Here is a 24,394-nt window from a genome sequence, read left to right as displayed (position 1 = left end):
AGCCCCCACCGGGCCCGCACCCGAAACTCAACGAATCGGCATCCCGGACAACGTGCGCGCGATCACCAGTCGCTGGATCTCGCTCGTACCCTCGAAGATCGTGTAGATCGCGGCGTCACGGTGCATGCGCTCCACCGGGTACTCACGGGTGTAACCATTCCCGCCAAGGATCTGGATCGCCTGCCCCGTGACCTTCTTCGCCGTCTCGCTGGCGAACAGCTTCGACATCGACCCCTCGGCCGCCGTGAACTGCTTGCCGTTGACCGCCATCCAGGACGCGCGCCACACCAGCAACCGCGCCGCGTCGATGGACGTACGCATGTCGGCGAGCTGGAAGGCGACGCCCTGGTTGTCGATGATCGGGCGGCCGAACTGCTCGCGCGTCATCGCGTAGTCGAGGGCGACCTCGTACGCCGCGCGGGCCGTGCCCACCGCCATCGCGCCGACCGCCGGACGGGACGCCTCGAACGTGGCCATCGCCGCGTTCTTCACCCGCTCGCCGCCGCCTGCCTTCGCGCGCTCACGGGCGCGGGCGAGGCGCTCGTCCAGCTTCTCCTTGCCGCCGAGCAGGCAGGAACCGGGAACCCGCACGTCCTCCAGGACGACCTCGGCGGTGTGCGAGGCGCGGATGCCGTGCTTCTTGAACTTCTGCCCCTGGGACAGGCCCGGCGTGCCCGACGGGACGATGAAGGAGGCGTGGCCCTTGGAGCCGAGGTCCGCGTCGACGACCGCGACGACGACGTGGACGTTGGCGATACCACCGTTGGTCGCCCAGGTCTTGGTGCCGTTGAGCACCCACTCGTCCTTGGCCTCGTCGTACACGGCACGCGTGCGCATGGAGGCCACGTCGGAACCGGCGTCGGGCTCGGAGGAGCAGAAGGCGGCGACCTTGACGTCGTTGGCGTCGCCGTACATCTGGGGAATCCAGGTGCCGATCTGCTCCTCGGTGCCGTTGGCGAGGACGCCGACCGCGGCGAGACCGGTGCCGACTATGGAGAGGGCTATGCCCGCGTCGCCCCAGAACAGTTCCTCCATGGCCATGGGGATGCCGAGGCCGGTGGGGTCGAAGTACTGCTGGGCGTAGAAATCCAGGGAGTAGATGCCGACCTTCGCGGCCTCCTGGATGACCGGCCAGGGAGTCTCCTCACGCTCGTCCCATTCGGCGGCGGCGGGGCGGATGACGTCGGCGGCGAAGCCGTGCAGCCAGTCCCGCACCTCCTTCTGTTCGTCGTTGAGTTCCATGGTGAACTCGGCCATGACTCCTCCAGCGGCGCACTAGCATGTTACTTGCGGTAACCGAAGTCTGTTACCGACGGGTAGGAAAAGTCAACTCCCGATGACCACTCGGTAGCCCGTTCGAGGCGTTGGGGCCATTGAGTGTTAGTTTGCGCAGGCGTCACCGATTCAGCACGGGTGGGGAGAGATCATGGACACCACGCAGCGGACCGATCAACAGCGGTCCGCCGACCGCCGACGGCGCGAGTTGTTGGAGGCCGCGGACAGAGTGGTGCTGCGTGATGGTCCGCAGGCCTCGATGAACGCGATCGCCGCGGAAGCGGGTATTACGAAGCCGATTCTGTACCGGCACTTCGGTGACAAGGGTGGACTGTACGCCGCCCTCGCCAAGCGGCACACGGACGCGTTGCTTTCTTCGCTGCGGGCCGCGCTGGACGCACCCGCCGAGCGTCGGGAGCGGGTTGAGGCCACGCTCGACACGTACCTCGCCGCGATCGAGGCGTTGCCTCAGGTGTACCGGTTCCTGATGCATCCCGTGGAGGGCGGGCAGACCGCGGACCAGGGGTTCGACACGGGGAATCACTCGGTTCCGTTGCTGCGGCGGATGGGCGAGGAGTTGGCTCAGGTCATCGAGGAGCGGGTGGATCTTGGGCCCAACAGTCAGCAGTTGGCTCGGGTGTGGGGGCATGGGATTGTCGGGATGATGCACGCGGCGGGTGACTGGTGGCTGGGTGAACGGCCTTGTTCCCGGGCTGAGTTGGTGCGGAGTTTGGCTGATCTGTTGTGGGGGCGGTTGGCTGCGGCCGGTGACAAGGTCGGTGGGCCGGGGTTTTAGCGGTCGCATTTCGGCTGCGGGTGCGTGGGGGCTGGTCGCGCAGTTCCCCGCGCCCCTAAAAAAACCGCGCTCACCGGTGCTGAGTGCCGGTCGCGCCCACGCGGCGAAGCCGCAAATCGACACAGCCCCGCGCCCCTTAAAAGCATCACCCCCGCCGGTACTGGGGGCCGGTCGCGCCCACGCGGCGGAGCTGCGGATCGACACAGCCCCGCGCCCCTCAAAGGCATCACCCCCGCCGGTGCTGAGAGCTGGTCGCGCCCACGCGGCGAAGCCGCAAATCGACACAGCCCCGCGCCGCTTAAAGGCATCACCCTCGCCGGTACTGGGGGCCGGTCGCGCCCACGCGGCGGAGTTGCGGATCGACACAGCACCGCGCCTCTGAACAGACCTCAGCTCACCGGGACCATGAAGCTCGGCCGACCTGTCGCATCAAGCGGTTGTGGCGCCAGCCCGTTACGCGGTCCGCGTACACCCGGCCCTCTACGTGGTCGTACTCGTGTTGAAGGCGGCGAGCGAACCAACCCGTCCCGTGCACGGTGATCGGGTCTCCGGTCGCCGTGAAGCCCTCGACCACGGCATGGTCGTAGCGCTCCGTCCCCGCCTCCAGGCCCGGCAACGAGAGACAACCCTCCGGGCCCCTCAAGACCACACCGTCCGTCTCGACGAGACGTGGGTTCACCACATGGCCGAGGTGGCGGGTCTCCTCGTCGTCGGGGCAGTCGTAGACGAATACCCGCAAGGACTCGCCTACTTGGTTCGCGGCGAGGCCCACGCCCTGGGCCGCGTACATCGTCGCGAACAAGTCCTCTACGAGACGGGCGAGTTCCGGGCCGAAGTCTGTTACTTCGGCGCACGGGGTATGGAGCAGGGGGTCGCCGAGCAGGGTGAGGGGACGGACTCGCCCGTGGGCGCCCGGGATGGAGCCGTATCGCATGGGCGCAAGGGTACGGTTCTCTACGGCGCACGCCCGCCACGAGGGGTTCGCGGTGCCGCGGTTCGGGCACCGATAAGGATCTCGATAGGCTGAGGTCCACACCACGTTGCCGGAGGCAGAGGCGCGGCGCGTACGCAAGGAGGATCGAGAACTGATGGCAGGCAACTCGGACCCGCTCACGCCGCGGGCCAAGCTGGCCGTGACGGCGGGCAAGGCGGTCGCGGCGGCATCGCGTGCCGCGGGGCGGGGCAGCGGATCGGTGATCGGCGGCCGAGTGGCACTCAAACTCGACCCCGACCTGCTCGCCCGGCTCGCGCAGAGCCTGGACGTGACACTCGTCTCGGCCACCAACGGCAAGACCACGACGACGCGACTGATCGCCGAGGCCCTCGGGGCCGCAGGCCCGGTCGTTTCGAACGCGCTCGGTGCCAACATGCCCGCCGGTATCACCTCGGCGCTGGCCGGCGGCTCGGACGCCAAGTTCGGTGTCATCGAGGTCGACGAGAAGTACCTCGCCGGCGTCGCCCGGGACACCGACCCCAAGTGCATCGCCCTGCTCAACCTCTCCCGCGACCAGTTGGACCGCGCGGCCGAGACCCGCATGCTCGCGGAGAACTGGCGTGAGGGGCTTGCCGGTTCGAAGGCCGTCATCGTCGCCAACGCGGACGACCCGCTGGTCGTGTGGGCCGCCTCCTCCTCGCCCAACGTGATCTGGGTCGCCGCCGGGCAGATGTGGAAGGACGACGCCTGGTCCTGCCCGTCCTGCGGTGGCGTGATGCAGCGACCGGGCGACGACTGGTTCTGCGGCGAGTGCGGGTTCCGTCGGCCGACGCCGAGTTGGGCGCTGTCCGGGGACCACGTCCTCGACCCGCACGGCTCCGCCTGGCCGATCCACCTCCAGCTGCCGGGCCGCGCCAACAAGGCCAACGCCGCGTCCTCCGCCGCCGTCGCCGCCGTCTTCGGGGTGCCTCCGCAGGTCGCCCTGGAGCGTATGTACCAGGTGCAGGCCGTTGCCGGGCGCTATGACGTCGTCCAGTTCATGCAGCGCGACCTGCGTCTGCTGCTGGCGAAGAACCCGGCGGGCTGGCTCGAAACGTTCAGCCTGATCGACCCGCCGCCGACCCCGGTGATCCTCTCGGTGAACGCGCGCGGCGCCGACGGCACCGACACCTCGTGGCTGTGGGACGTCGACTACACGCGACTGACCGGCCACCCCATCTTCGTCGTGGGCGACCGCAAGCTGGACCTCGCGGTCCGTCTGGAAGTGGCCAACCAGCACTTCCAGGTCTGCGACAACCTCGACCAGGCCGTGCAGCAGGCCCCGCCCGGCCGTATCGAGGTCATCGCGAACTACACCGCGTTCCAGGACCTGCGCCGCCGCGTCGGCAACTGAGACTCAGAGGACGAATTGACCATGAGCGACAACCAGCTGCGTCTGGTGTGGATCTACCCGGACCTGCTGAGCACCTACGGCGACCAGGGCAACGCCCTTGTCGTGGAACGCCGGGCGCGGCAGCGCGGCCTCGACGTGGCCCGGATGGACGTGCGCAGCGACCAGCCCATCCCGACCTCGGGCGACATCTATCTGATCGGCGGCGGTGAGGACCGTCCGCAGCGGCTCGCGGCGGAGCGCCTGCGCCGCGACGGCGGCCTGCACCGGGCGGTCGGCAACGGCGCGATCGTCTTCTCGGTGTGTGCCGGCTACCAGATCCTCGGCCACGAGTTCATCAACGATCTCGGCCAGCGCGAGCCCGGCCTCGGCCTGCTCGACGTGGTGTCGACGCGCGGCGAGGGCGAGCGGTGCGTAGGTGACGTCCTCGGGGACATCGACGCACGTCTGGGCCTGCCCCAGCTGACCGGCTTCGAGAACCACCAGGGCATCACCCACCTCGGCCCCACCGCCCGCCCCTTCGCCACCGTCCGCCTCGGCAAGGGCAACGGCACGGGCGACGGCACCGAGGGTGCGTACAACGACACGGTGTTCGGTACGTACATGCACGGCCCCGTGCTCGCCCGCAACCCGCTGATCGCGGACCTGCTGCTCAAGCTGGCCCTCGATGTGAACGCGCTGCCGCCGATCGACGACCGCTGGTACGAGGCGCTCCGCAACGAGCGCATCGGCGCAGCTCAGCAGCCTGCCTGAGTCGGGCCCGGCGTCGGGCGTACACCTCGTCTTCGGGCGCAGGCAACCAGCCCGTCTGACGGCCCGTCCGCGCAGGTGAGCGGGGTCGTCCAGCTGGCGGACGCACGCTACGACCCCGCCCCCTCCTGCCGTTAGGGTGGCGGGGTTCGTACCGGACGACGTGGTCCGGTTTCGGCCCACGTTGAGAAGGTTCTTTCGGGTTATGCGCATTGGTGTCCTCACGTCCGGCGGCGACTGCCCCGGCCTGAACGCCGTCATCCGGTCCGTCGTGCACCGCGCCGTCGTCGACCACGGCGACGAGGTCATCGGCTTCCGGGACGGCTGGAAGGGCCTCCTGGAGTGCGACTACCTCAAGCTCGACCTCGACGCGGTGAGCGGCATCCTCGCTCGCGGCGGCACCATCCTCGGCTCCTCCCGCGTCCAGCCCTCCCATCTGCGGGACGGTGTCGAGCGGGCCCGAGGTCATGTCGAGGAGCTCGGCCTTGACGCGATCATCCCGATCGGCGGCGAGGGCACGCTCAAGGCGGCCAAGCTGATGTACGACGCCGGTCTCCCGATCGTCGGCGTCCCCAAGACCATCGACAACGACATCGCGGTCACGGACGTCACCTTCGGCTTCGACACGGCCGTCGGTGTCGCGACCGAGGCGCTCGACCGACTCAAGACCACCGCCGAGTCCCACCAGCGCGTCCTCGTCGTGGAGGTCATGGGCCGCCACACCGGCTGGATCGCGCTCCACTCCGGCATGGCGGCCGGCGCGCACGCCATCGTCGTACCTGAACGACCCTTCGACATCGACGAGTTGGCCGCGCGCGTCGGCGAACGCTTCGAGGCGGGCAAGCGGTTCGCCATAGTGGTCGCCGCGGAGGGTGCCAAACCGCGTGCGGGGTCCATGGACTTCGACGAGGGCAAGAAGGACGTCTACGGTCACGAGCGCTTCGCGGGGATCGCGCGGCAGCTGTCGATCGAGCTGGAGGAGCGTCTCGGCAAGGAGGCGCGGCCGGTGATCCTCGGGCATGTGCAGCGTGGTGGCACCCCGACTGCCTACGACCGTGTCCTCGCGACGCGGTTCGGGTGGCATGCGGTGGAGGCCGCGCATCGGGGGGAGTTCGGGAAGATGACCGCGCTTCAGGGGACCGACATCGTGATGGTCTCGCTGGCGGATGCGGTGGAGACGCTGAAGACCGTGCCTGCTGATCGGTACGAAGAGGCTGAGTGCGTGCTCTGAGCGTGCCCGGGTAGTTCGTCGGGTGCGGGGCCGTGGGGGCTGGTCGCGCCCACGCGGCGGAGCCGCAAATGTCACAGCCCGCGCCCCTGGGTAGTTGTGCTGGCCCCGGTCGCAGGAGTGGTCCGGGGCGGTTCTACTCTGGTGCGGACAGATGACGCACACCCCCACGAATCAGGAGCCGTCCGATGGATCACGGCGGACACGGCATGATCATGGATCTGCCGCCGTTCACGTTGGGGCGGGGGCTTGAGTGGTCGGCCGACCCGTTCTTTCTGACCGCCTGTCTGGTCGGGCTCGGGCTGTACGGCTGGGGGGTCGTGCGGTTGCGGCGGCGGGGCGACTCGTGGCCCGTCGGGCGGACGATCTCGTACGTCATCGGTGTGCTGACCATCGGGCTGGTGATGTGCACCAAGCTCAACGACTACGGCATGGTCATGTTCAGCGTGCACATGGTGCAGCACATGATCATCAGCATGTTGTCGCCGATCCTGCTGCTGCTCGGTGCCCCGGTCACCCTGGCGTTGCGCGCGCTGCCGCCGGCGGCCCGGGGGCGAAAGGGGCCCCGCGAGCTGCTGTTGATGTTCCTGCACAGCCGGTACATGAAGATCATCACGCATCCCGCCTTCACGATCCCGCTGTTCATCGCGAGCCTCTACGCGCTGTACTTCACGCCGATCTTCGACTTCCTGATGGGGTCGAAGACCGGGCACATCGCGATGATGGTGCACTTCCTCGCCGTGGGCGTGGTGTTCTTCTGGCCGATCATGGGCGTGGACCCCGGGCCCAGTCGGCCGGGCTATCTGATGCGGATGCTGGAGCTGTTCGCCGGGATGCCGTTCCACGCGTTCTTCGGCATCGCGTTGATGATGGCGTCGGAGCCGATGGTCGAGACGTTCAAGAACCCGCCCGCCTCGCTCGGCATCGACGCGCTCTCGGATCAGAACGCGGCCGGCGGTATCGCCTGGGCGTTCAGCGAGGTCCCCTCCGTGCTGGTGCTGATCGCCCTGCTGTTCCAGTGGTACAGCTCGGAACAGCGGCAGGCCAAGCGTCAGGATCGGGCCGCCGACCGGGACGGTGACAAGGAACTCGAGGCGTACAACGCCTATTTGGCCTCACTGAACACACGCGGCAACTGAACGGGAATTTTGTTCAGTAGCATAAAGCGCGATGGGGGAACCGCCACCGGGGGGAGCGGTAATGACAATTCGCGCAGTTGTGCAAAGGGCCGGAATTTCGGTGATCCGCAGGATCGCCGCACTGCTCGTCTGTGTCCTGGTCGTGAGTGGACTGAGTGGATGCGGCGGGGGCGCACATGTGTTCGCCGTGAAGGCGGTCGCCGCCGGAGTTCCGTCGCTCGCGCCTTTCTTCGACGAGAAACAGGGACTGGGCCAGGACGCCGAGATCCGCTCGATGCCCGTGCGGGGCAGTTTGCAGCAGGGGGACACGCCTGGTCTGTACGGGGGCACCAAGAAGCCGACCATCTGTGACGTGGCGAAGCTCAAGAGGTTTCTGACCGATCCCGCCAACCGTCAGAAGGCGGTCGCCTGGTCGGGCGTGCTGGGGATCACCACGGACGAGATACCGGCCTATCTGGATCGGCTCACACCCGTACTCCTGCGTCACGACACTCTCGTACAGAACCACGACTACAAAAAGGGAAAGGCCACGCCCTACAACTCCCTTCTCCAGTCGGGAATCGCGATTCTCGTCGACGAGCAGGGAGAACCCGCCGCGAAGTGCTCGTGCGGAAATCCACTGCGCCCCTTCAAGGGCGACGCGAGCCGGATTTCCGTCAAGTTCGCGGACGGCAACAAGAAGTGGAACGGATATGAGGCGTCCTCGGTCGTGGCCGTGCGTCCGGCGCCCCGGAAGATGGAGCGGCTCGCCCTCGTCGACGTCGGCGATCCCCACCGCGGTATCGAGCGTCCGGTCGGTACGACCGGCAAGCGTGACACCGCTTTCGACACCCGGCAGCAGCACGCGGTGCCCGACCTCGCGGGGGCGACGTTCGGGGAGGCGCGGCGGCAACTGGTGAGCAGTGGTCTGGCCGTCGGGTACGGCGGGAGTGCGCTGCCGTCCGACGACGCGCACGTCACCGCTACCGATCCGTCGGCCGGGACCGAGCTGCGGTTCGGGGAGTACGTGCTGCTGAGCGTGGCCGGCGGGACGAATGGGGACGCTACTCCCACTCCCTCGCGTCCGACGTCCTCCGGACCGACGCTGGGCCCGCCGACGTCCACGCCGCCCCCCTCGACATCCGCACCAGCACCGCCCACGTCCTCGCCACCGCCTTCGTCGCCACCACCGTCCTCGCCCACGAGCGACCCACCACCGTCGAGCAGTTCGCCTACGACCGGTTCGCCTTCGGTGGTGACCCACTCACCCCCGACGAGCGCACCGGTCACCAGCAGCGCCCCGGTGACGAGTGTTCCCGTGACCAGTAGCGCACCGGTCACCACCAGCGCCTCCGTGACGAGCAGCGCCCCGGTCACCAGCGACCCGGCGACCGGCACACCCACCGCCGCCACCGTTACTGCCACCACAACCGAGACGTGACGCAGCCCCGGAAGGAGGAGTCCGGATGCCACAGGGATCGCCGGCCTCGGGAGTGGGCCGGGTCATCGCCGGCCGTTATCTGCTGCTGAACCGGCTGGGCAGTGGCGGTATGGGACATGTGTGGCTCGCACATGACCAGAGGCTGGCCTGTGAAGTCGCGCTCAAGGAGATCGTGTTCAGCAACCCGGCCTCCGCCGACGCCGAGCGGGAGGCCCGGGTCGCGCGTGCCCGGGCCGAGGCACGGAACGCGGCGGGGTTGCGCGGTCATCCGCATGTGGTGACCGTGCACGACGTGCTGGAGCACGAGGGGCTGCCGTGGATCGTCATGGAGTACGTGGCGGACGCCGTGGACCTGCGCGACATGGTCGACCGGTACGGCTCGCTGGCCCCCGCGGAGTGCGCCCGCGTCGGGCTCGCCGTACTCGACGCGCTGACCGCCGGACACCAGCGGGGCGTCATGCACCGGGACGTGAAACCGGCGAACATCCTGCTCGCGCCGGACCGCGCCGGTTCGCCGTACGCACGCGTCCTGCTCACCGACTACGGCATCTCGGTGCAGCCGGACGCCGGGGACACGCGGTACACGATGACGTCCGCGCTCGTCGGTACGGCGGGCTATCTGGCGCCGGAGCGGGCCACGGGCGGGCCGCCGACCGCCGCCGCCGACCTGTTCTCGCTGGGCTGCACGCTGTACCACGCCGTCGAGGGCCACGGCCCCTTCGTGCGCGAGAGCCCGCTCGCGGAGATCACCGCGGTGGTCATGGAGGACCCGCTGCCCCCGGTCCGCGCGGGCGCCCTGTCCCCGGTGCTCGACGCGATGCTGGAGAAGGATCCGCTACGGCGGATTCCGGCGGCGGAGGCCGAGGTGGCGCTGGCGCGGATCGTGACGCCGCAGACGGAGGCGGGGGCGGGGTCGTACGCCCGGACCCAGACCGACCTCGGCTCGCAGTCGCCGTGGGAGGGCCAGGTCGTGGCGGAGCCGGGGGCGATGCCGACACCGTTCAGCGCGGGGCCGCCTCCCTCGTACTCCCCCGCCGGCCGGCGCCGCCGCCCGCGCCCACGTCTCCTCCAGGCCGTCCTCGCGGGCCTGCTCGGGCTCGCCCTCGCTCTGGGCGGCGTCTGGTACGCCATGGCCCACCAGTCACCCGGCAAGAGCACAGACACGAGTACGGGCACGGGCACTGGCACTGGCACGAACAGCCCGCCTTACGGCACCGCCATCGGGCTCTCCGCGCCGCTCAAGGACGGCGACTGTGTGACCGCCGACTGGCCCGGCGGGAAGCTCTTCCACGGAACGCCGCGGCTCGCCGTCGACTCCACCTGCCGGAACTCGGTGCCCGACGGTCAGGTGATGGCGTTCGTGTCCACCGCGTCCGCGGGCGAGGCGCGCAAGGCCGGGTCGGACCGGTGTGCGGAGCGGACGCAGGAGATGCGGGAGAAGCTCGCGGACGTGCGGGGCCTCGCCGTCGTACCGACCGACGCGGGTTTCGAGGCCGCCGGGCATCGCACCGCGTGTCTGGTGCTGGGCGCGCACGGGCCGGTCTACGGGCCGCTCGGCAGCCATCGGGCCCTCGGGTCGGCGTTCGCGGACACGTCGACCATGCAGCGGCGGGACTGTCTGGACGTGCCCTCGGACCGGGCCGCGAGCCTGGTCTCCTGCACCGGCAAGCACGATCAGGAAGTGGTCGGGTTCACCCGGTTGGGCGCGGGCGTCATGTTGGCCCAGGCGCGTACGGAGTCGGACTCGGCATGTGCCCGGGATGTCCCGCCGGCCGACTACGGCTTCGATCCGTCGGTCTACGAGGCCGCCTCCTGGACCAGTCAGGGATCGTGGAAGTCGGGCACGCATTTCGTCGTCTGCGCCGTTCGGAAGCAGAACGGGGGCACCATGGAGGGGGACGAACCATGAGGAGGGTGTTGCGATGCCCGGTTCCACGAAGACCATGGGGGTGATCACCGTCGGCGGACTCGTAGTGGTGACCGCTTACACGGTGGCGCTCGGGAGTAACGGCTGGCTGTGGTTCGGCTGGGTCGTGCTCGGGCTGATCACCCTCGGGATGGTGGCCACACGCAGCACCTGACGTCGGCTACGGCTCACTCCGCCGGCTCGCCGAGTGCACGCCCGGCTGGTACTTCGGCAGCCGGGCGGTGATCTTCATGCCCGCTCCTACGGCGGTCTCGATGACGAGGCCGTAGTCGTCGCCGTAGACCTGCCGGAGCCGGTCGTCGACGTTGGACAGGCCGATGCCGCCCGAGGGGCTGACCTCGCCCGCCAGGATGCGGCGCAGCAGGTCGGGGTCCATGCCGGCGCCGTCGTCCTCGATGACGACGAGTGCCTCGGCGCCCGCGTCCTGTGCGGTGATGCTGATCCGGCTCTTGTCGGCCTTGCCTTCGAGGCCGTGCTTGACGGCGTTCTCGACGAGCGGTTGCAGGCAGAGGAACGGGAGCGCGACCGGCAGAACCTCGGGGGCGATCTGCAGGGTGACGGAGAGCCGTTCGCCGAAGCGGGCCCTCACCAGCGCCAAGTAGTGGTCGATGGCGTGGAGTTCGTCGGCGAGGGTGGTGAAGTCGCCGTGCCTGCGGAACGAGTAGCGGGTGAAGTCGGCGAATTCCAGAAGCAGTTCGCGGGCGCGCTCGGGGTCGGTGCGGACGAACGAGGCGATCACCGCGAGCGAGTTGAAGATGAAGTGCGGGGAGATCTGGGCCCGAAGTGCCTTGATCTCGGCCTCGATCAGACGGGTGCGGGACTGGTCCAGATCCGCCAACTCCAGTTGTACGGAGACCCAGCGGGCGACCTCTCCGGCGGCTCGGACGAGGACGGCCGACTCGCGCGGTGCGCAGGCGACCAGCGCTCCATGGACCCGGTCGTCGACGGTGAGCGGCGCGACCACGGCCCAGCGCAACGGGCAGTCGTCCGCGTCGCAGTTGAGCCGGAACGCCTCTCCGCGGCCTGTCTCCAGGGGGCCCGCGAGCCGTTCCATGATCTCGGCCCGGTGATGGTCGCCGACGCCGTCCCAGGCGAGGACCTGCTTCTGGTCCGTCAGGCACAGCGCGTCGGTGCCGAGCAGGGTGCGCAGTCTGCGGGCCGAACGCCGGGCCGTCTCCTCGGTGAGGCCTGCGCGCAGCGGGGGCGCGGCGAGGGACGCGGTGTGCAGGGTCTGGAAGGTGGCGTGCTCGACCGGGGTGCCGAGCCCGCCGAGACTCTCGGGCCGCGCGGTGCGTCGCCCGAGCCAGAACCCGGCGGCGAGCAGCGGGAGTACGGCGACACAGAGGCCGGCCAGGAAACCGCTCATGCGGCCACCTCCGTAAGGGAGTTGGGAGATCCGCTCACGGTGATGCCAGGACCGCTCGTGGGTGTCGTCACGCCTTCACCTCCGCCCGCAGTTCCTCCGGCAGATGGAACCGCGCCAGGATCGCCGCCGTTCCCGTCGGCACCCGGCCCGGCGTGGCCAGGGACACCAGCACCATCGTGAGGAACCCCAGCGGTACGGACCAGAGCGCGGGCCACGCGAGCAGGGCATGCAGGGGGCCCGTGCCCGGGAAGCCCGCCATGGTCGCGGCCACGGCGACGAACGCCGACCCGCCGCCCACCAGCATCCCGGCCGCCGCACCGGGCGGGGTGAGCCGGGTCCACCAGATGCCGAGGACGAGCAACGGGCAGAAGGAGGACGCCGATACGGCGAACGCGAGGCCCACGGCGTCGGCGACGGGCAGCCCGCCGACCAGGACGCTCGCCACCAGCGGTACGGCCATGGCGAGGACCGTACCGAGCCTGAAGTGCCGTACCCCGCGCGACGGAAGGACGTCCTGGGTGAGAACTCCTGCGACGGCCATGGTCAGCCCCGACGCGGTGGACAGGAACGCGGCGAAGGCACCGCCCGCGACCAGCGCGCCCAGCAGATCGCCGCCGACGCCGCCGATCATGCGGTCGGGCAGCAGGAGGACGGCCGCGTCGGCGTCGCCGGTGATGGTGAGTTCGGGGGTGTAGAGGCGGCCGAGGGCGCCGTAGACGGGCGGGAGGAGGTAGAAGGCGCCGATCAGGCCGAGGACGGCGACCGTGGTGCGGCGGGCGGCGACGCCGTGCGGGCTGGTGTAGAAGCGGACGACGACGTGCGGCAGGCCCATGGTGCCGAGAAAGGTGGCGAGGATGAGGCCGTACGTGGCGTACAGCGGGCGTTCCTCGCGGCTGGCGGCGAGGGAGGTCGACATGCCGCCGTTGGTGCCGCGGTCGGCGACGGGGACGGGGGCGCCCTTGGCGAAGGTGAGGCGGGTGCCGCGCTCGATGTGGTGGGTGCCGGCGGGGAGTTGGAGCTTGGTCGCGTCGTGTGTGTGGCCGTCGACCTTGCCGGTCACCGTGATGGTGAGGGGTCGGTCGAGTCTCAGGTCGAGTGTCTCGTCGACCCGAACTGCCCGCTGTTCGCGGAACGTTGCCGGTTCTTCGAAGGCGTGCCGGGGTGCGCCGTCGCTCTGCCAGGCGAGGACCAGGAACAGGGCGGGGACGAGCAGGGCGGTGAGCTTCAGCCAGTACTGGAAGGCCTGGACGAAGGTGATGCTGCGCATGCCGCCCGCGGCGACGGTCGCGACCACGACGACGGCGACGATCAGCCCGCCGAGCGAGTCGGGCGCCCCGGTGAGGACGGTCAACGTGAGCCCGGCGCCCTGGAGTTGGGGCAGCAGATACAGCCAGCCGACGCCGACGACGAAGGCCCCCGCGAGGCGTCGTACCGCGTGCGAGGCGAGGCGGGCCTCGGCGAAGTCGGGGAGGGTGTAGGCGCCGGAGCGGCGCAGGGGGGCGGCGACGAACAACAACAGCACCAGGTATCCGGCCGTGTAGCCGACGGGGTACCAGAGCATGTCGGGGCCCTGGACGAGGACCAGTCCCGCGATGCCCAGGAACGAGGCCGCGGAGAGGTATTCGCCGCTGATCGCGGCCGCGTTGAGGCGGGGGCCGACGGTGCGGGAGGCGACGTAGAAGTCGGAGGTGGTGCGGGAGATGCGCAGGCCGAAGGCGCCGACGAGGACGGTCACCACGACGACGAGGGCGACCGCCGGTACCGCGTAACTGGAGTTCACCCGGTTCAGCGGTCCTCGACGAGGCGCACGAAGTCGCGTTCGTTGCGTTCGGCGCGGCGCACGTACCAGAGGGCGAGGAGGACGAGCGGGGCGTAGAGACAGAAACCGAGGACCAGCCATTCGAGGCGGCGGGAGTCCGGGGTCGCCGCGAACACCAGGGGCAGCGGGCCGACGAGCAGCACGAGGACCGCGAACACCGTAAGGGCGGCGCGGAGTTGGGTGCGCATGAGGGAGCGGACGTAGGTGTGGCCGAGGGTGGTCTGTTCGTCGATCTCGGTGCGGGGGCGGGAGTAGCCGGAGGCACGGCGGGTGCGGCGGGGCGGGCCGGTGACGACGATCCGGCGTTCGGTGGGGTCCTGGGGCACGTCATGACCTCCGCATGAGCAGGTCCCGCAGTTCGCGGGTGTGGCGGCGGCTGACCTGGAGTTCCTCGCCGCCCACCAGGACGCTCACCGTCCCCGCGTCCAGGCGGAGTTCGCCGATGTGGCGCAGGGCGACGAGGTGACGGCGGTGGATGCGGACGAAGCCTCGGGAGCGCCAGCGGTCCTCAAGGGTGGACACCGGGATGCGGACGAGGTGGCTGCCCCGCTCCGTGTGCAGGCGGGCGTAGTCGCCCTGTGCCTCGACGTGGGTGATGTCGTCGACGGCCACGAAGCGGGTGACACCGCCGAGTTCCACGGCGATGTGGTCGGGGTCGGGTTCGTGCACCGGTATCCGCGGTGCGGCGCCGCCGAGTTCGGCGGCCCGGCGCACGGCCTCCGCGAGGCGTTCCTTGCGGACGGGCTTCAGGACGTAGTCAACTGCCTTGAGATCGAAGGCCTGTACGGCGAAGTCCTCGTGCGCGGTGACGAACACGACGAGCGGCGGCTGTGCGAACCCCGTCAACAGCCGTGCCATGTCGAGGCCGTCGAGGCCGGGCATCTGGATGTCGAGGAACACGACATCGATCGCCTCGGGGCCGTCCGGGCCTGATTCCAGGGCCCTGTTGATACGGCGCAGCGCCTCGGTCGCGTCGCCCGCGCCCTCCGCGCTGCCGATGCGTGGATCGGCGTTGAGCAGGTACAGCAACTCCTCCAGTGAGGGGCGTTCGTCGTCGACGGCGAGGGCGCGCAGCATGAACGTGGAGTGTAGGAGCAATTCGTACGCCTGGACATGTGCCGGGTGTGGACGTTCGCGCTGGATACAGTGCGGACATGAACAGCAGGACCACTCCGTTCGACGACCTCGACCGGAAGATCATCACCGCGTTGATGGCGAACGCCAGGACCAGTTTCGCCGAGATCGGCGCGGCGGTCGGGCTGTCCGCGACGGCGGTGAAGCGGCGCGTGGACCGGCTGCGCGAGACGGGTGTGATCACCGGGTTCACGGCGACGGTGCAGCCGTCCGCGCTCGGCTGGCGCACGGAGGCGTACGTGGAGGTGTACTGCGAGGGCGCCGCGCCCCCCAGGCGGCTCGCGGAGGTGGTGCGCAACCATCCGGAGATCACCGCGGCGATGACGGTGACCGGCGGCGCGGACGCGCTGCTGCACGTGCGGGCGACCGATGTCGTGCACTTCGAGGCGGTGCTGGAGCGCATCCGGCAGGAGCCGTTCATCCGGAAGACGATCAGTGTGATGGTGCTGTCCCACCTCCTCCCGGAAAGCCCGGAGGCGGGCGCCACCCACCCCGCGCCCGACGACGCATCAGACCTACGCTGACGCGGGCTAAGACGCAGCATTCCTGCGCAGACACGCAGCCTTCATCGCTTGTCGCGCGTATTGGTCTCTTCCTACCGTGGTGTCAACCCCAGTCGTCATCACAGGAAGCGGAGGAACCCCTCTGTGCCCGACACCCGTGTGCGGCGCCGGCGGCGCTTTCTCGTCTGCGAACCCAGACACTTCGCCGTGCAGTACGCGATCAACCCCTGGATGCATCCCGACACCCAGGTGGACGTCGATCTCGCCCAGGAGCAGTGGCGGACGCTGATCGACACCTACCGCTCCCACGGCCACACCGTCGACACCGTGCCCCCGGCCCCCGGCCTCCCGGACATGGTCTTCGCCGCGAACTCGGCGGTCGTCGTCGACGGCCGCGTCTTCGGCTCCCTCTTCCACGCGCCGGAGCGGCGCCCCGAGTCCGACCACTACGACATGTGGTTCAAGGCGGCGGGCTACGACGTCTACCGCCCCGAGTCGGTGAGCGAGGGCGAGGGCGACCTGATCCCGACCGGCCGCTATGTGCTGGCCGGCACCGGTTTCCGTACGACCCGCGAGGCCCATCGCGAGGTGCAGGAGTTCTTCGGCGTCCCGGTGATCAGCCTGACGTTGATCGACCCGTACTTCTACCACCTGGACACGGCGCTGTTCGTGCTCGACGACGACAACATCGCGTACTACCCGGAGGCGTTCTCGCCGGGCAGCCGCGAGGTGCTCGCGCGGCTGTACCCGGACGCGGTGCTCGCGACCCGCGAGGACGCGATGACGTTCGGCCTGAACTCGGTGTCCGACGGCCGTCACGTCTTCATCGCGCCCCGGGCCGAGAGCCTCGCCTCGCGCCTCGCCGACCACGGTTACCTCCCCGTCCCCGTCGACCTGTCGGAGCTCCACAAGGCCGGCGGCGGCATCAAGTGCTGCACCCAGGAGATCCGCTCATGACCGCACCCGCCAGTGCCCGTACGTCCGTCGACCTCATCCGCGCCGAGGAGCCGGTCCTCGCGCACAACTACCACCCGCTGCCCGTGGTGGTCGCCCGTGCCGAGGGCACCTGGGTGGAGGACGTCGAAGGCCGCCGCTACCTCGACATGCTCGCGGGCTACTCGGCCCTCAACTTCGGCCACCGGCACCCCGCGTTGATCGAGGCCGCGCACCGCCAGCTCGACCAGCTGACGCTCACCTCCCGCGCCTTCCACAACGACAGGCTCGCCGAATTCGCCGAACGGCTCGCGGAGTTGACCGGCCTCGACATGGTGCTGCCGATGAACACCGGCGCGGAGGCGGTCGAGAGCGGCATCAAGGTGGCCCGCAAATGGGCCTACGACGTGAAGGGTGTCCCGGCCGACCGGGCGACCATCGTCGTCGCGGCGGAGAACTTCCACGGCCGTACGACGACGATCGTCAGCTTCTCCACGGACGAGACGGCGCGGGCGGGCTTCGGTCCCTTCACTCCTGGCTTCCGGATCGTGCCGTACAACGACCTCGCCGCGTTGGAGGCGGCGGTCGACGAGACCACGGCGGCGGTGCTGATCGAGCCGATCCAGGGCGAGGCCGGGGTGATCATCCCGGACGCGGGCTATCTGGCCGGTGTGCGTGAACTCACCCGCCGCAAGGGCTGTTTGTTCATCGCGGACGAGATCCAGTCGGGGCTCGGCCGTACCGGTCGCACCCTCGCGGTCGAGCACGAGGGTGTCGTCCCGGACGTGCTGCTGCTGGGCAAGGCACTGGGCGGTGGGATCGTGCCGGTGTCGGCGGTCGTCGCGCGCCGGGAGGTGCTGGGGGTATTGCACCCCGGCGAGCACGGGTCGACGTTCGGCGGCAACCCGCTCGCCGCCGCGGTCGGCACAGCGGTCGTCGAACTGCTGGAGACCGGTGAATTCCAGCGCAGGGCCACGGAGTTGGGTGTGGTGCTGCGGGACGGCCTGACGGAGCTGGTCGGCAAGGGCGTGGTCGGTTTCCGCGCGCGGGGCCTGTGGGCGGGCGTCGACGTCGACCCGGCGATCGGCACGGGGCGCGAGATCAGCGAACGCCTCATGCGGGAGGGCGTGTTGGCCAAGGACACGCACGGCTCCACGATTCGACTGGCCCCGCCGCTGACCATCACGGCGGACGAACTCCGGTCGGCTGTCGGCGCGTTGGAGAAGGTGCTGACGCAAGGGGCGTGAGGTGTCGGGGCCGGCTGGACCGGTGCACGGAGGTCGGTCCAGCCAGTCCCACACGGATGCACGTAACTCCCTGTCGGCAGCGGCAACTTACCTACCACGCCTCGCTCCACAGGAGTGCGCCGGTACTGGACCGGCACACCGAGGTCGGTCCAGCCGGGCCCGCGCAGCCGAACGTAACTCCTGGTCGGCAGAGGCTACTTACCCGCCGCGCTCTGCCCCACGGGAGTACCGGTGCCGTGTCGAGCCTGGCTGAACCGGAGCACAGGAATCGGTCCAACCGGGCCCGCGCAAACGCACGTAACTCCCGGTCAGCAGAAGCTACTTGCCGACCGCGCTCTGCCCCGCAGGAGTGCCGGTGCCGGTGCCGCTGTCGGCCAGGGCGGCCTGGGCGAGGAGGCGGCGGGCCAGGTCACGGGCCTCGTCCACGGTGAGCGAGGCCCAGAGTCCGGGCTCGCCGCGCACGACGGGGCCCACGTCCAGGGTGACCCGGCTGATCGGCCGTTCCGGGATCGCCAGCAACAGTCGCCTCACGGCGACCTGCCGGCCGCAGGTGGTCACCAACGGTGCTTCACCTGACGGCGGGAGCGGCTCCTGCCCTGACCGATTCATCTCCTCCACGACCCTTCCCTGAGTACCCGGCGAGGTATCAGGAGCAGCGCCGAGCGGGCCCGGGTTGTTCCCGGGCACCGGCGCCGCGACCCGTTCGGACCGGCGGCAGGAACGGCTTCTTGTCGGCGGCAGGGCTTGGCCGACCCGGCACACAGCGCGGCCGTAGCCCACCGTGCACCCCCACACACCGCACCGTGGCGATCACGGACCGTCCGGTGAACCCCGGGCGAATTCTCGCCCGCCCTCCGGTCAGGACAGGGTCAAGGGACGCGGTGGGGGCCGTAGCGCCCTCGTAAGATCGCTGGCACCGCCCCCGTTCGTACGACTCCCCCTGGAGGCCCGGCGTGCCCGAAAACGCGCGCGGCGCCGAAGCCGAGCCCGGTCCGATACCGCCCTCGGATCTGACCTCGCCCACGCCCGAGCCGCGTACCGCCCGCCGCCGCACCGTGCTGCTCGCGGCCGGTGTCCTTGTCGCTGTCGTGGCCGTGGGGGCCGGTGTGCTGGCGGCCCGTGGGTCCGGTTCGAGCGCGCGGCCGGCCGTCGCCGCCGACGGGCTGCGGCACACCACCGTCGAGGTCGCGACCGCCGGGTGCGGAAGCGGCTGGACGCATCCGCAGGCCGGTCATCAGGTCTTCGAGCTGAACAACACGTCCAGCACGGCGGCCGAGGTGTATCTGACCGACCCGACGACCGGCGCGGTCTACGGCGAGGTCGAGGGGCTGGCGCCGGGGACGGTCCGGCCGCTCGGGGTCACCCTGGGCAACGGCTCGTACGCCTTCAAGTGTCTGCCCGACGACGCCGACGCCGTGACCGGGCCGACCGTGCGGATCACCGGCTCGAAGGTGAAGAGCGGACCCGCGGCCGTCCCGATCACGCAGCAGGAACTCATCCCGCCAACTCTCGCCTACCAAAAGTGGATTCAGGCGCGGACCGTCGAACTCGCCCAGAAGACCGACGTGTTGCGTGCCGCCGTCGACCGAGGCGATATCGCGGCGGCCCGCAGGGCTTGGCTGTCCGCGCATCTCGTCTACGAGCGGATGGGCGCCGCCTACGGCACGTTCGGCGACTCCGACGGGGCGATCAACGGCACCACTGCCGGGCTGTCCGGCGGGGTGCACGACGCGGGGTTCACCGGGTTCCACCGGGTCGAGTACGGATTGTGGCACGGCGAGTCGGCGAGCGGGCTGCGCGGTCCGGCCGATCAACTCGTCAAGGACGTCCACGCGTTGGAGGTCAGTTGGCCCGCCCAGCGGATGGACCCGGCCGACACCGGTCTGCGCGCGCACGAGATCCTGGAGAACACCGTGCAGTTCGAGCTGACCGGCCGCACCGACTACGGCAGCGGCACCAATCTGGCCACCGCCCGCGCCAACCTCGACGGCACTCGCGTACTGCTCGGGCATCTGCGGCCACTGCTGAAGACCCGGGACGCGGGGTTCGCCGAACTCGGTACGTGGATGGACCGGTCCCAGCACACCCTGGACGGCCTCGACCGCTCCGGGACGTGGACGCCCTTGGCTCAACTCACCCGTCCGCAAAGGGAGAAGGTCGATTCCGACCTCGGTGGACTGGTCGAGCGGCTGGCCGACGTGGCCGCCCTCACGGACGTACGGAGGACCGCGTGAAGCGCGTGAACGAGGTGGACCGCCGGGGTTTCCTGGCGAGTGCGGCGGCCGTGGCCGGTGCAGGGTTGGTGGCCGCCGATCGTGGTGCGGCGGCGGCCGCGGTGCAGACCGCCGCGAACGTCCCCTTCCACGGGCTCCATCAGGCCGGGATCGTCACGCCCGCGCAGCGCGCCACGGCGTTCGTGTCCTTCGACACGACGGCCGCGGACCGGTCCGAACTCACCGACCTGCTACGGACGTTGACCGACCGGGCCCGCTTCCTGACCACCGGCGGCAGCCCGGAGGATCTGGGTATCACCGCCCCGCCGTCCGACTCGGGCACGCTCGGCCCGGACCTCCCCGCCGACCGGCTGAGCGTCACCATCGGCGTCGGGGCCTCGCTCTTCGACGACCGCTACGGGCTGGCGAAGCTCGCACCCCGCCGGCTGACCGCGATGCCGTCGTTCCCCGACGACGATCTGAACGCCGACTGGTGTCACGGCGATCTGAGCGTGCAGTTCTGCGCCGACAGCGCGGACACCGTGCTGCACGCGCTGCGCGATGTCACCCGGCACACGCGTGGTGGGCTCCAAGTGCGGTGGCGGACGGACGGGTTCATCAGTCCGCCGCGTCCCTCGGGCACCCCGCGCAACCACCTGGGGTTCAAGGACGGGATCGCCAACCCGGAGGTGACCGACGCCCGCGCGATGAACGACCTTGTATGGGTGGGCAGTAGCGGCGGCGAACCGGACTGGGCGACCGGCGGCAGCTATCAAGTCGTACGGCTGATACGGATGTTGGTGGAGTTCTGGGACCGCGTCTCCATCACCGAGCAGGAGCGGATGTTCGGCCGCGCCCGGGACACCGGCGCCCCGCTGGACGGGCACCACGAGAAGGACACGCCCAACTTCGCCCAGGACCCGCAGGGCGATGTGATCCCGCTCGACAGCCACATCCGGCTCGCCAACCCGCGCACCACGCAGAGCGCCGACCACCGCATCCTGCGCCGGGGTTACAACTACGACCGGGGCATGGACAGCAACGGCAACCTCGACATGGGTCTGCTGTTCTGCTGCTACCAGCAGGACCTGGCCCGGCAGTTCGAGAACGTGCAGAAGCGGCTGGCCGGTGAACCACTGGTCGACTACATCTCGCCGTACGGCGGCGGCTACTTCTTCGCGCTGCCCGGCGTGCGTGACACGTCCGACTGGCTGGGCCGAACCCTGCTGACCTGAGACGACGGTCAAGAACAGGCCAACAGACCATGAGAATTTCCTGACCGGGCGTTCGCTCCCGCTTCATTGCCACTCCCCCGCCCCGCCGTCACCATTGCCCAGGCTACGGCCGTAGGTGTCATGGCACGGATGGCGTGGCAGCGGAACCAGTGCTCCCGGAAGGCGAGACAGCATGATCGGCAAAGGAAGAATCCCAGGCGCACGACGCCGGTTGACGCGCGTGGGCGCCCTGCTCGGCGCCGCGGCCCTGGCCACCGCGGGCGGGGCCGTCCCCGCGTCGGCGGCCTCGAACGGCCACCAGCCCTCGGGCGGCACGCACACGTCGACGCCGATCAAGCACGTGGTCGTGATCTACGACGAGAACATCTCGTTCGACCACTACTTCGCCACCTATCCCAAGGCCGCGAACACCGACGGCACGAAGTTCAAGGCCGCGGCGCACACGCCGAAGGCCGACAACCTGCTCAACGCCGGGCTGCTGAAGAAGAACCCGAACCTCTACACGCCCACCCGGCTGAGCAGTTCGCAGGCGATGACCTGCGACCAGAACCACTCCTACGGCCCCGAGCAGTACGCGGCCGACGGTGGCAAGGCCGACAAGTACGTCGAGAACACCGAGGTCAACAAGTGCACCGGCCTCTTCGGTGAGCCCGGCCTGGTGATGGACTACTACGACGGCAACACCGTCACGGGCATGTGGAACTACGCCCAGCAGTACGCCCTCAACGACCGCTCGTTCAGCTCGAACTACGGCCCCTCGACGCCCGGCGCCCTGAACCTGATATCGGGTCAGACGCACGGCGTGATCTCCGTCGACCCGGCCTCCGGCACCGAGAACCCGAAGCAGACGACGACACCGGACTCGTACGCCGTGGTCTCCCCGAACGCCGAGGGTGTCGGCACGGTCATCAACGACCCCGACCCGGCCTTCGACGACTGCTCGGACAAGGACCACACCGCGACCAGCGCGCTCGCGGAGATGCAGGGCAAGAACATCGGCGACCTGCTCAACTCCAAGAACGTGAGCTGGGGTTGGTTCCAGGGCGGGTTCCGGCCCAGCACCGCGTGGGACGGCAAGAGCGGTGACTACGCGCAGTGCGCCGGCACCACCCACACCAACGTGGGCGGCGCCGCGTCCGAGGACTACAGCGCGCACCACGAGCCGTTCGAGTACTACAAGTCGACGTCCAACCCGCACCACTTGGCGCCGAAGTCCGTCGCCGAGATCGGCCACAACGGCCGTGCGAACCACAACTACGACCTGACCGACTTCGACGCCGCGCTGAAGGCAAACAACCTTCCCGCGGTGAGCTTCCTGAAGGCGGCCGAGTACCAGGACGGGCACGCCGGTTACTCCGACCCGACCGACGAGCAGAACTTCCAGATCAAGGAGATCAACGCCCTTCAGAAGTCCCCGGAGTGGAAGTCGACGGCGGTCGTGCTCGCCTACGACGACTCCGACGGCTGGTACGACCACGTCTCCTCGAAGGTGCTGAACGGCTCGAAGGACTCCGCCGTCGGCTCCAACAGCAAGGCCACGGACAGCCCGGCCTGCCAGTCCGGTCCGGCCGCGAAGGGCGGCTACGCGGACCGCTGCGGCCCCGGTACCCGGCAGCCGCTGCTGGTCATCTCGCCGTACAGCAAGGTCAACAAGATCGACCACACGGCCACCGAGCAGGCGTCGATCACGCAGTTCATCGAGGACAACTGGCACACGGGCCGGATCGGTGACGCGTCCTTCGACCAGCGGGCGGGCAGCCTGGGCGGCATGTTCGACTTCCGGCACCCCAACGACAAGCAGGTGCTGCTGAACGCGAACGGCTCGGTGAAGTCGGTCAAGCGGATTCCGCACTACAGCCAGACGTCGTCGACGGCCACCAAGGCCCCGTACCCGGCGTACGTCCAGGACCTGAAGGCGCAGAACGTCGCCGACAGCAGCGGCTCCTCCACGGCTCTGCCGGTCGCGATCGGAGCCGGTCTGCTCACGGCGGTGGGAGCGACCACGGCGTTCGCCGTGTACCGCCGCAGGACGCGTACCGCGTCCCTGTAAGACACCGTGAACCGGGGCCGGTTGCCCCGCACTGAGGGCGGCGAGGATGATCTCCTCGCCGCCCTCCGTCGTGCCCGGCGGCGGCCTGATCGCCCCGGTTCCACGGGACGGCACCTGCCCCTACACTGACAGCTCACGAGGTACCGGGTGACCTGCGAGAACAGGTCGGTCGAGCCGACCCGCCGGAGTGAGGAGCGACCCCCCTTGTTCTACTACCTCCTGAAATACGTCATTCTGGGTCCCTTGCTCAGACTCGTCTTCCGCCCCCGGATCGAAGGCCTCGACCACATACCGGAGTCGGGCGCGGCGATCATCGCCGGCAACCACCTGTCGTTCGCCGACCACTTCCTGATGCCTGCGGTCCTCAAGCGCCGCATCACCTTCCTCGCCAAGGCCGAGTACTTCACCGGCCCCGGTATCCGGGGCCGCCTCACCGCGACCTTCTTCCGCAGCGCGGGCCAGATCCCGGTCGACCGCTCCGGCAAGGAGGCGGGCCAGGCCGCGATCCGCGAGGGCCTCGGCGTCCTGAGCAAGGACGAGTTGCTCGGCATCTACCCCGAGGGCACCCGCTCCCACGACGGCCGCCTCTACAAGGGCAAGGTCGGCGTCGCGGTCATGGCTCTGAAGGCACAGGTCCCCGTCGTCCCCTGCGCGATGATCGGCACCTTCGAGGCCCAGCCGCCCGGCAAGGTCATCCCCAACATCCACCCCGTGAAGATCCGCTTCGGCAAGCCGCTCGACTTCTCCCGCTACGAAGGTATGGAGAACGAGAAGGCGATCCTCCGCGCCATCACCGACGAGATCATGTACGCGATCCTCATGCTCTCCGAGCAGGAGTACGTCGACCAGTACGCGGCCGTCGCCAAGGCGGAGCAGGCGGCCGCGGCGAAGGAACGCAAGTTCCCGCGCCTGCCGCTGAGTTGAGATCCCCCGACCCTTGAGTTGACGTGAGTGAGGGGGGGGGGGGGGGCGAGCCCCCCGCCCCCCCCCCCACAAACAAAAAAAAACCAAACCCAGAATGGATAAAAAAGACGA

At 69.6% G+C, this 24,394-nt stretch carries 22 protein-coding genes; 15 read left to right on the top strand and 7 right to left on the bottom strand.

Going from position 1 to position 24,394, the window contains the following annotated elements; all coding sequences use genetic code 11:
• Positions 1 to 27: 27 nt before the first annotated feature.
• A complete protein-coding gene (locus tag ACFWP5_RS21395) occupies positions 28 to 1,257 on the bottom strand; it encodes an acyl-CoA dehydrogenase family protein (RefSeq protein WP_384158636.1) in 1,230 nt (409 codons plus the stop codon).
• A gap of 169 nt (positions 1,258 to 1,426) precedes the next feature.
• Between ACFWP5_RS21395 and ACFWP5_RS21390 the strand changes: the two genes are divergently transcribed.
• Positions 1,427 to 2,071, top strand: a complete 645-nt coding sequence (locus ACFWP5_RS21390; protein WP_019070916.1) for a TetR family transcriptional regulator — start codon at positions 1,427 to 1,429, stop codon at positions 2,069 to 2,071.
• 394 nt (positions 2,072 to 2,465) lie between these two features.
• Here ACFWP5_RS21390 and def read toward each other — a convergent pair whose 3' ends face one another.
• The gene (gene def, locus ACFWP5_RS21385; protein ID WP_384158633.1) at positions 2,466 to 3,005 is read right to left on the bottom strand and encodes a peptide deformylase; all 540 of its coding nucleotides are present in this window, start codon (positions 3,003 to 3,005) and stop codon (positions 2,466 to 2,468) included.
• A gap of 154 nt (positions 3,006 to 3,159) precedes the next feature.
• Here def and ACFWP5_RS21380 point away from each other — a divergent pair, with 154 nt between their 5' ends.
• The 7 genes from ACFWP5_RS21380 (at position 3,160) to ACFWP5_RS21350 (ending at position 11,013) form a co-directional block, all read left to right on the top strand.
• On the top strand, positions 3,160 to 4,398 hold the full coding sequence (locus ACFWP5_RS21380) for a MurT ligase domain-containing protein (RefSeq protein WP_384158630.1): 1,239 nt from the start codon (positions 3,160 to 3,162) through the stop codon (positions 4,396 to 4,398).
• A 21-nt stretch (positions 4,399 to 4,419) separates the two neighbouring features.
• Positions 4,420 to 5,148 (top strand): type 1 glutamine amidotransferase, encoded by a 729-nt coding sequence (locus ACFWP5_RS21375; protein WP_384158627.1) that lies wholly within the window; start codon positions 4,420 to 4,422, stop codon positions 5,146 to 5,148.
• A 202-nt stretch (positions 5,149 to 5,350) separates the two neighbouring features.
• A complete protein-coding gene (locus tag ACFWP5_RS21370; RefSeq protein ID WP_384158624.1) occupies positions 5,351 to 6,376 on the top strand; it encodes a 6-phosphofructokinase in 1,026 nt (341 codons plus the stop codon).
• 185 nt (positions 6,377 to 6,561) lie between these two features.
• Positions 6,562 to 7,512 carry a cytochrome c oxidase assembly protein gene (locus ACFWP5_RS21365; RefSeq protein WP_384158622.1) on the top strand — a complete coding sequence of 317 codons (951 nt, stop codon included), beginning with the start codon at positions 6,562 to 6,564 and terminating at the stop codon, positions 7,510 to 7,512.
• Between the two features lie 100 nt (positions 7,513 to 7,612).
• Entirely contained in the window at positions 7,613 to 8,932 is a 1,320-nt protein-coding gene (locus ACFWP5_RS21360; RefSeq protein ID WP_384158619.1) for a DUF6777 domain-containing protein, read from the top strand.
• Positions 8,933 to 8,957: 25 nt separating this feature from the next.
• Positions 8,958 to 10,841, top strand: a complete 1,884-nt coding sequence (locus ACFWP5_RS21355) for a protein kinase (protein ID WP_384158617.1) — start codon at positions 8,958 to 8,960, stop codon at positions 10,839 to 10,841.
• 13 nt (positions 10,842 to 10,854) lie between these two features.
• Entirely contained in the window at positions 10,855 to 11,013 is a 159-nt protein-coding gene (locus tag ACFWP5_RS21350; protein ID WP_019070924.1) for a hypothetical protein, read from the top strand.
• Positions 11,014 to 11,019: 6 nt separating this feature from the next.
• Here the strand turns inward: ACFWP5_RS21350 and ACFWP5_RS21345 are convergent, their stop codons facing one another.
• The 4 genes from ACFWP5_RS21345 to ACFWP5_RS21330 form a co-directional block, all read right to left on the bottom strand.
• The gene (locus tag ACFWP5_RS21345) at positions 11,020 to 12,225 is read right to left on the bottom strand and encodes a sensor histidine kinase (protein ID WP_384158614.1); all 1,206 of its coding nucleotides are present in this window, start codon (positions 12,223 to 12,225) and stop codon (positions 11,020 to 11,022) included.
• Positions 12,226 to 12,292: 67 nt separating this feature from the next.
• On the bottom strand, positions 12,293 to 14,005 hold the full coding sequence (locus ACFWP5_RS21340) for a cation acetate symporter (RefSeq protein WP_384158610.1): 1,713 nt from the start codon (positions 14,003 to 14,005) through the stop codon (positions 12,293 to 12,295).
• Positions 14,006 to 14,010: 5 nt separating this feature from the next.
• A complete protein-coding gene (locus ACFWP5_RS21335) occupies positions 14,011 to 14,370 on the bottom strand; it encodes a hypothetical protein (protein WP_384158606.1) in 360 nt (119 codons plus the stop codon).
• 1 nt (position 14,371) lies between these two features.
• Entirely contained in the window at positions 14,372 to 15,121 is a 750-nt protein-coding gene (locus tag ACFWP5_RS21330; RefSeq protein ID WP_384158604.1) for a LytR/AlgR family response regulator transcription factor, read from the bottom strand.
• A 77-nt stretch (positions 15,122 to 15,198) separates the two neighbouring features.
• Here ACFWP5_RS21330 and ACFWP5_RS21325 point away from each other — a divergent pair, with 77 nt between their 5' ends.
• The 3 genes from ACFWP5_RS21325 (at position 15,199) to rocD (ending at position 17,861) form a co-directional block, all read left to right on the top strand.
• A complete protein-coding gene (locus ACFWP5_RS21325) occupies positions 15,199 to 15,702 on the top strand; it encodes an Lrp/AsnC family transcriptional regulator (protein ID WP_384158601.1) in 504 nt (167 codons plus the stop codon).
• Positions 15,703 to 15,825: 123 nt separating this feature from the next.
• A complete protein-coding gene (gene ddaH, locus ACFWP5_RS21320) occupies positions 15,826 to 16,638 on the top strand; it encodes a dimethylargininase (protein WP_384158598.1) in 813 nt (270 codons plus the stop codon).
• Positions 16,635 to 17,861 carry an ornithine--oxo-acid transaminase gene (rocD, locus tag ACFWP5_RS21315; protein ID WP_384158595.1) on the top strand — a complete coding sequence of 409 codons (1,227 nt, stop codon included), beginning with the start codon at positions 16,635 to 16,637 and terminating at the stop codon, positions 17,859 to 17,861. Before ddaH ends, rocD begins: the two co-directional genes overlap by 4 nt.
• A 318-nt stretch (positions 17,862 to 18,179) precedes the next feature.
• Here rocD and ACFWP5_RS21310 read toward each other — a convergent pair whose 3' ends face one another.
• Complete coding sequence (locus ACFWP5_RS21310) at positions 18,180 to 18,419, bottom strand: hypothetical protein (protein ID WP_384158592.1); 240 nt, start codon at positions 18,417 to 18,419, stop codon at positions 18,180 to 18,182.
• 395 nt (positions 18,420 to 18,814) lie between these two features.
• On the opposite strand from ACFWP5_RS21310, the gene ACFWP5_RS21305 reads away from it, so the two are divergent.
• The 4 genes from ACFWP5_RS21305 (at position 18,815) to ACFWP5_RS21290 (ending at position 24,283) form a co-directional block, all read left to right on the top strand.
• On the top strand, positions 18,815 to 20,095 hold the full coding sequence (locus ACFWP5_RS21305) for an EfeM/EfeO family lipoprotein (RefSeq protein WP_384158589.1): 1,281 nt from the start codon (positions 18,815 to 18,817) through the stop codon (positions 20,093 to 20,095).
• A complete protein-coding gene (efeB, locus tag ACFWP5_RS21300; protein ID WP_384158586.1) occupies positions 20,092 to 21,309 on the top strand; it encodes an iron uptake transporter deferrochelatase/peroxidase subunit in 1,218 nt (405 codons plus the stop codon). Before ACFWP5_RS21305 ends, efeB begins: the two co-directional genes overlap by 4 nt.
• A gap of 172 nt (positions 21,310 to 21,481) precedes the next feature.
• A complete protein-coding gene (locus ACFWP5_RS21295; protein WP_384158583.1) occupies positions 21,482 to 23,359 on the top strand; it encodes a phospholipase C in 1,878 nt (625 codons plus the stop codon).
• A 204-nt stretch (positions 23,360 to 23,563) separates the two neighbouring features.
• Positions 23,564 to 24,283 (top strand): lysophospholipid acyltransferase family protein, encoded by a 720-nt coding sequence (locus ACFWP5_RS21290; RefSeq protein ID WP_384158580.1) that lies wholly within the window; start codon positions 23,564 to 23,566, stop codon positions 24,281 to 24,283.
• The last annotated feature ends 111 nt before the right edge of the window (positions 24,284 to 24,394 follow it).

This window comes from Streptomyces sp. NPDC058469 (assembly GCF_042721125.1).
GTDB lineage: Bacteria > Actinomycetota > Actinomycetes > Streptomycetales > Streptomycetaceae > Streptomyces.
Note: the sequence above shows the minus strand (reverse complement) of the source record. Positions and strands in the feature narration are given on the sequence as shown.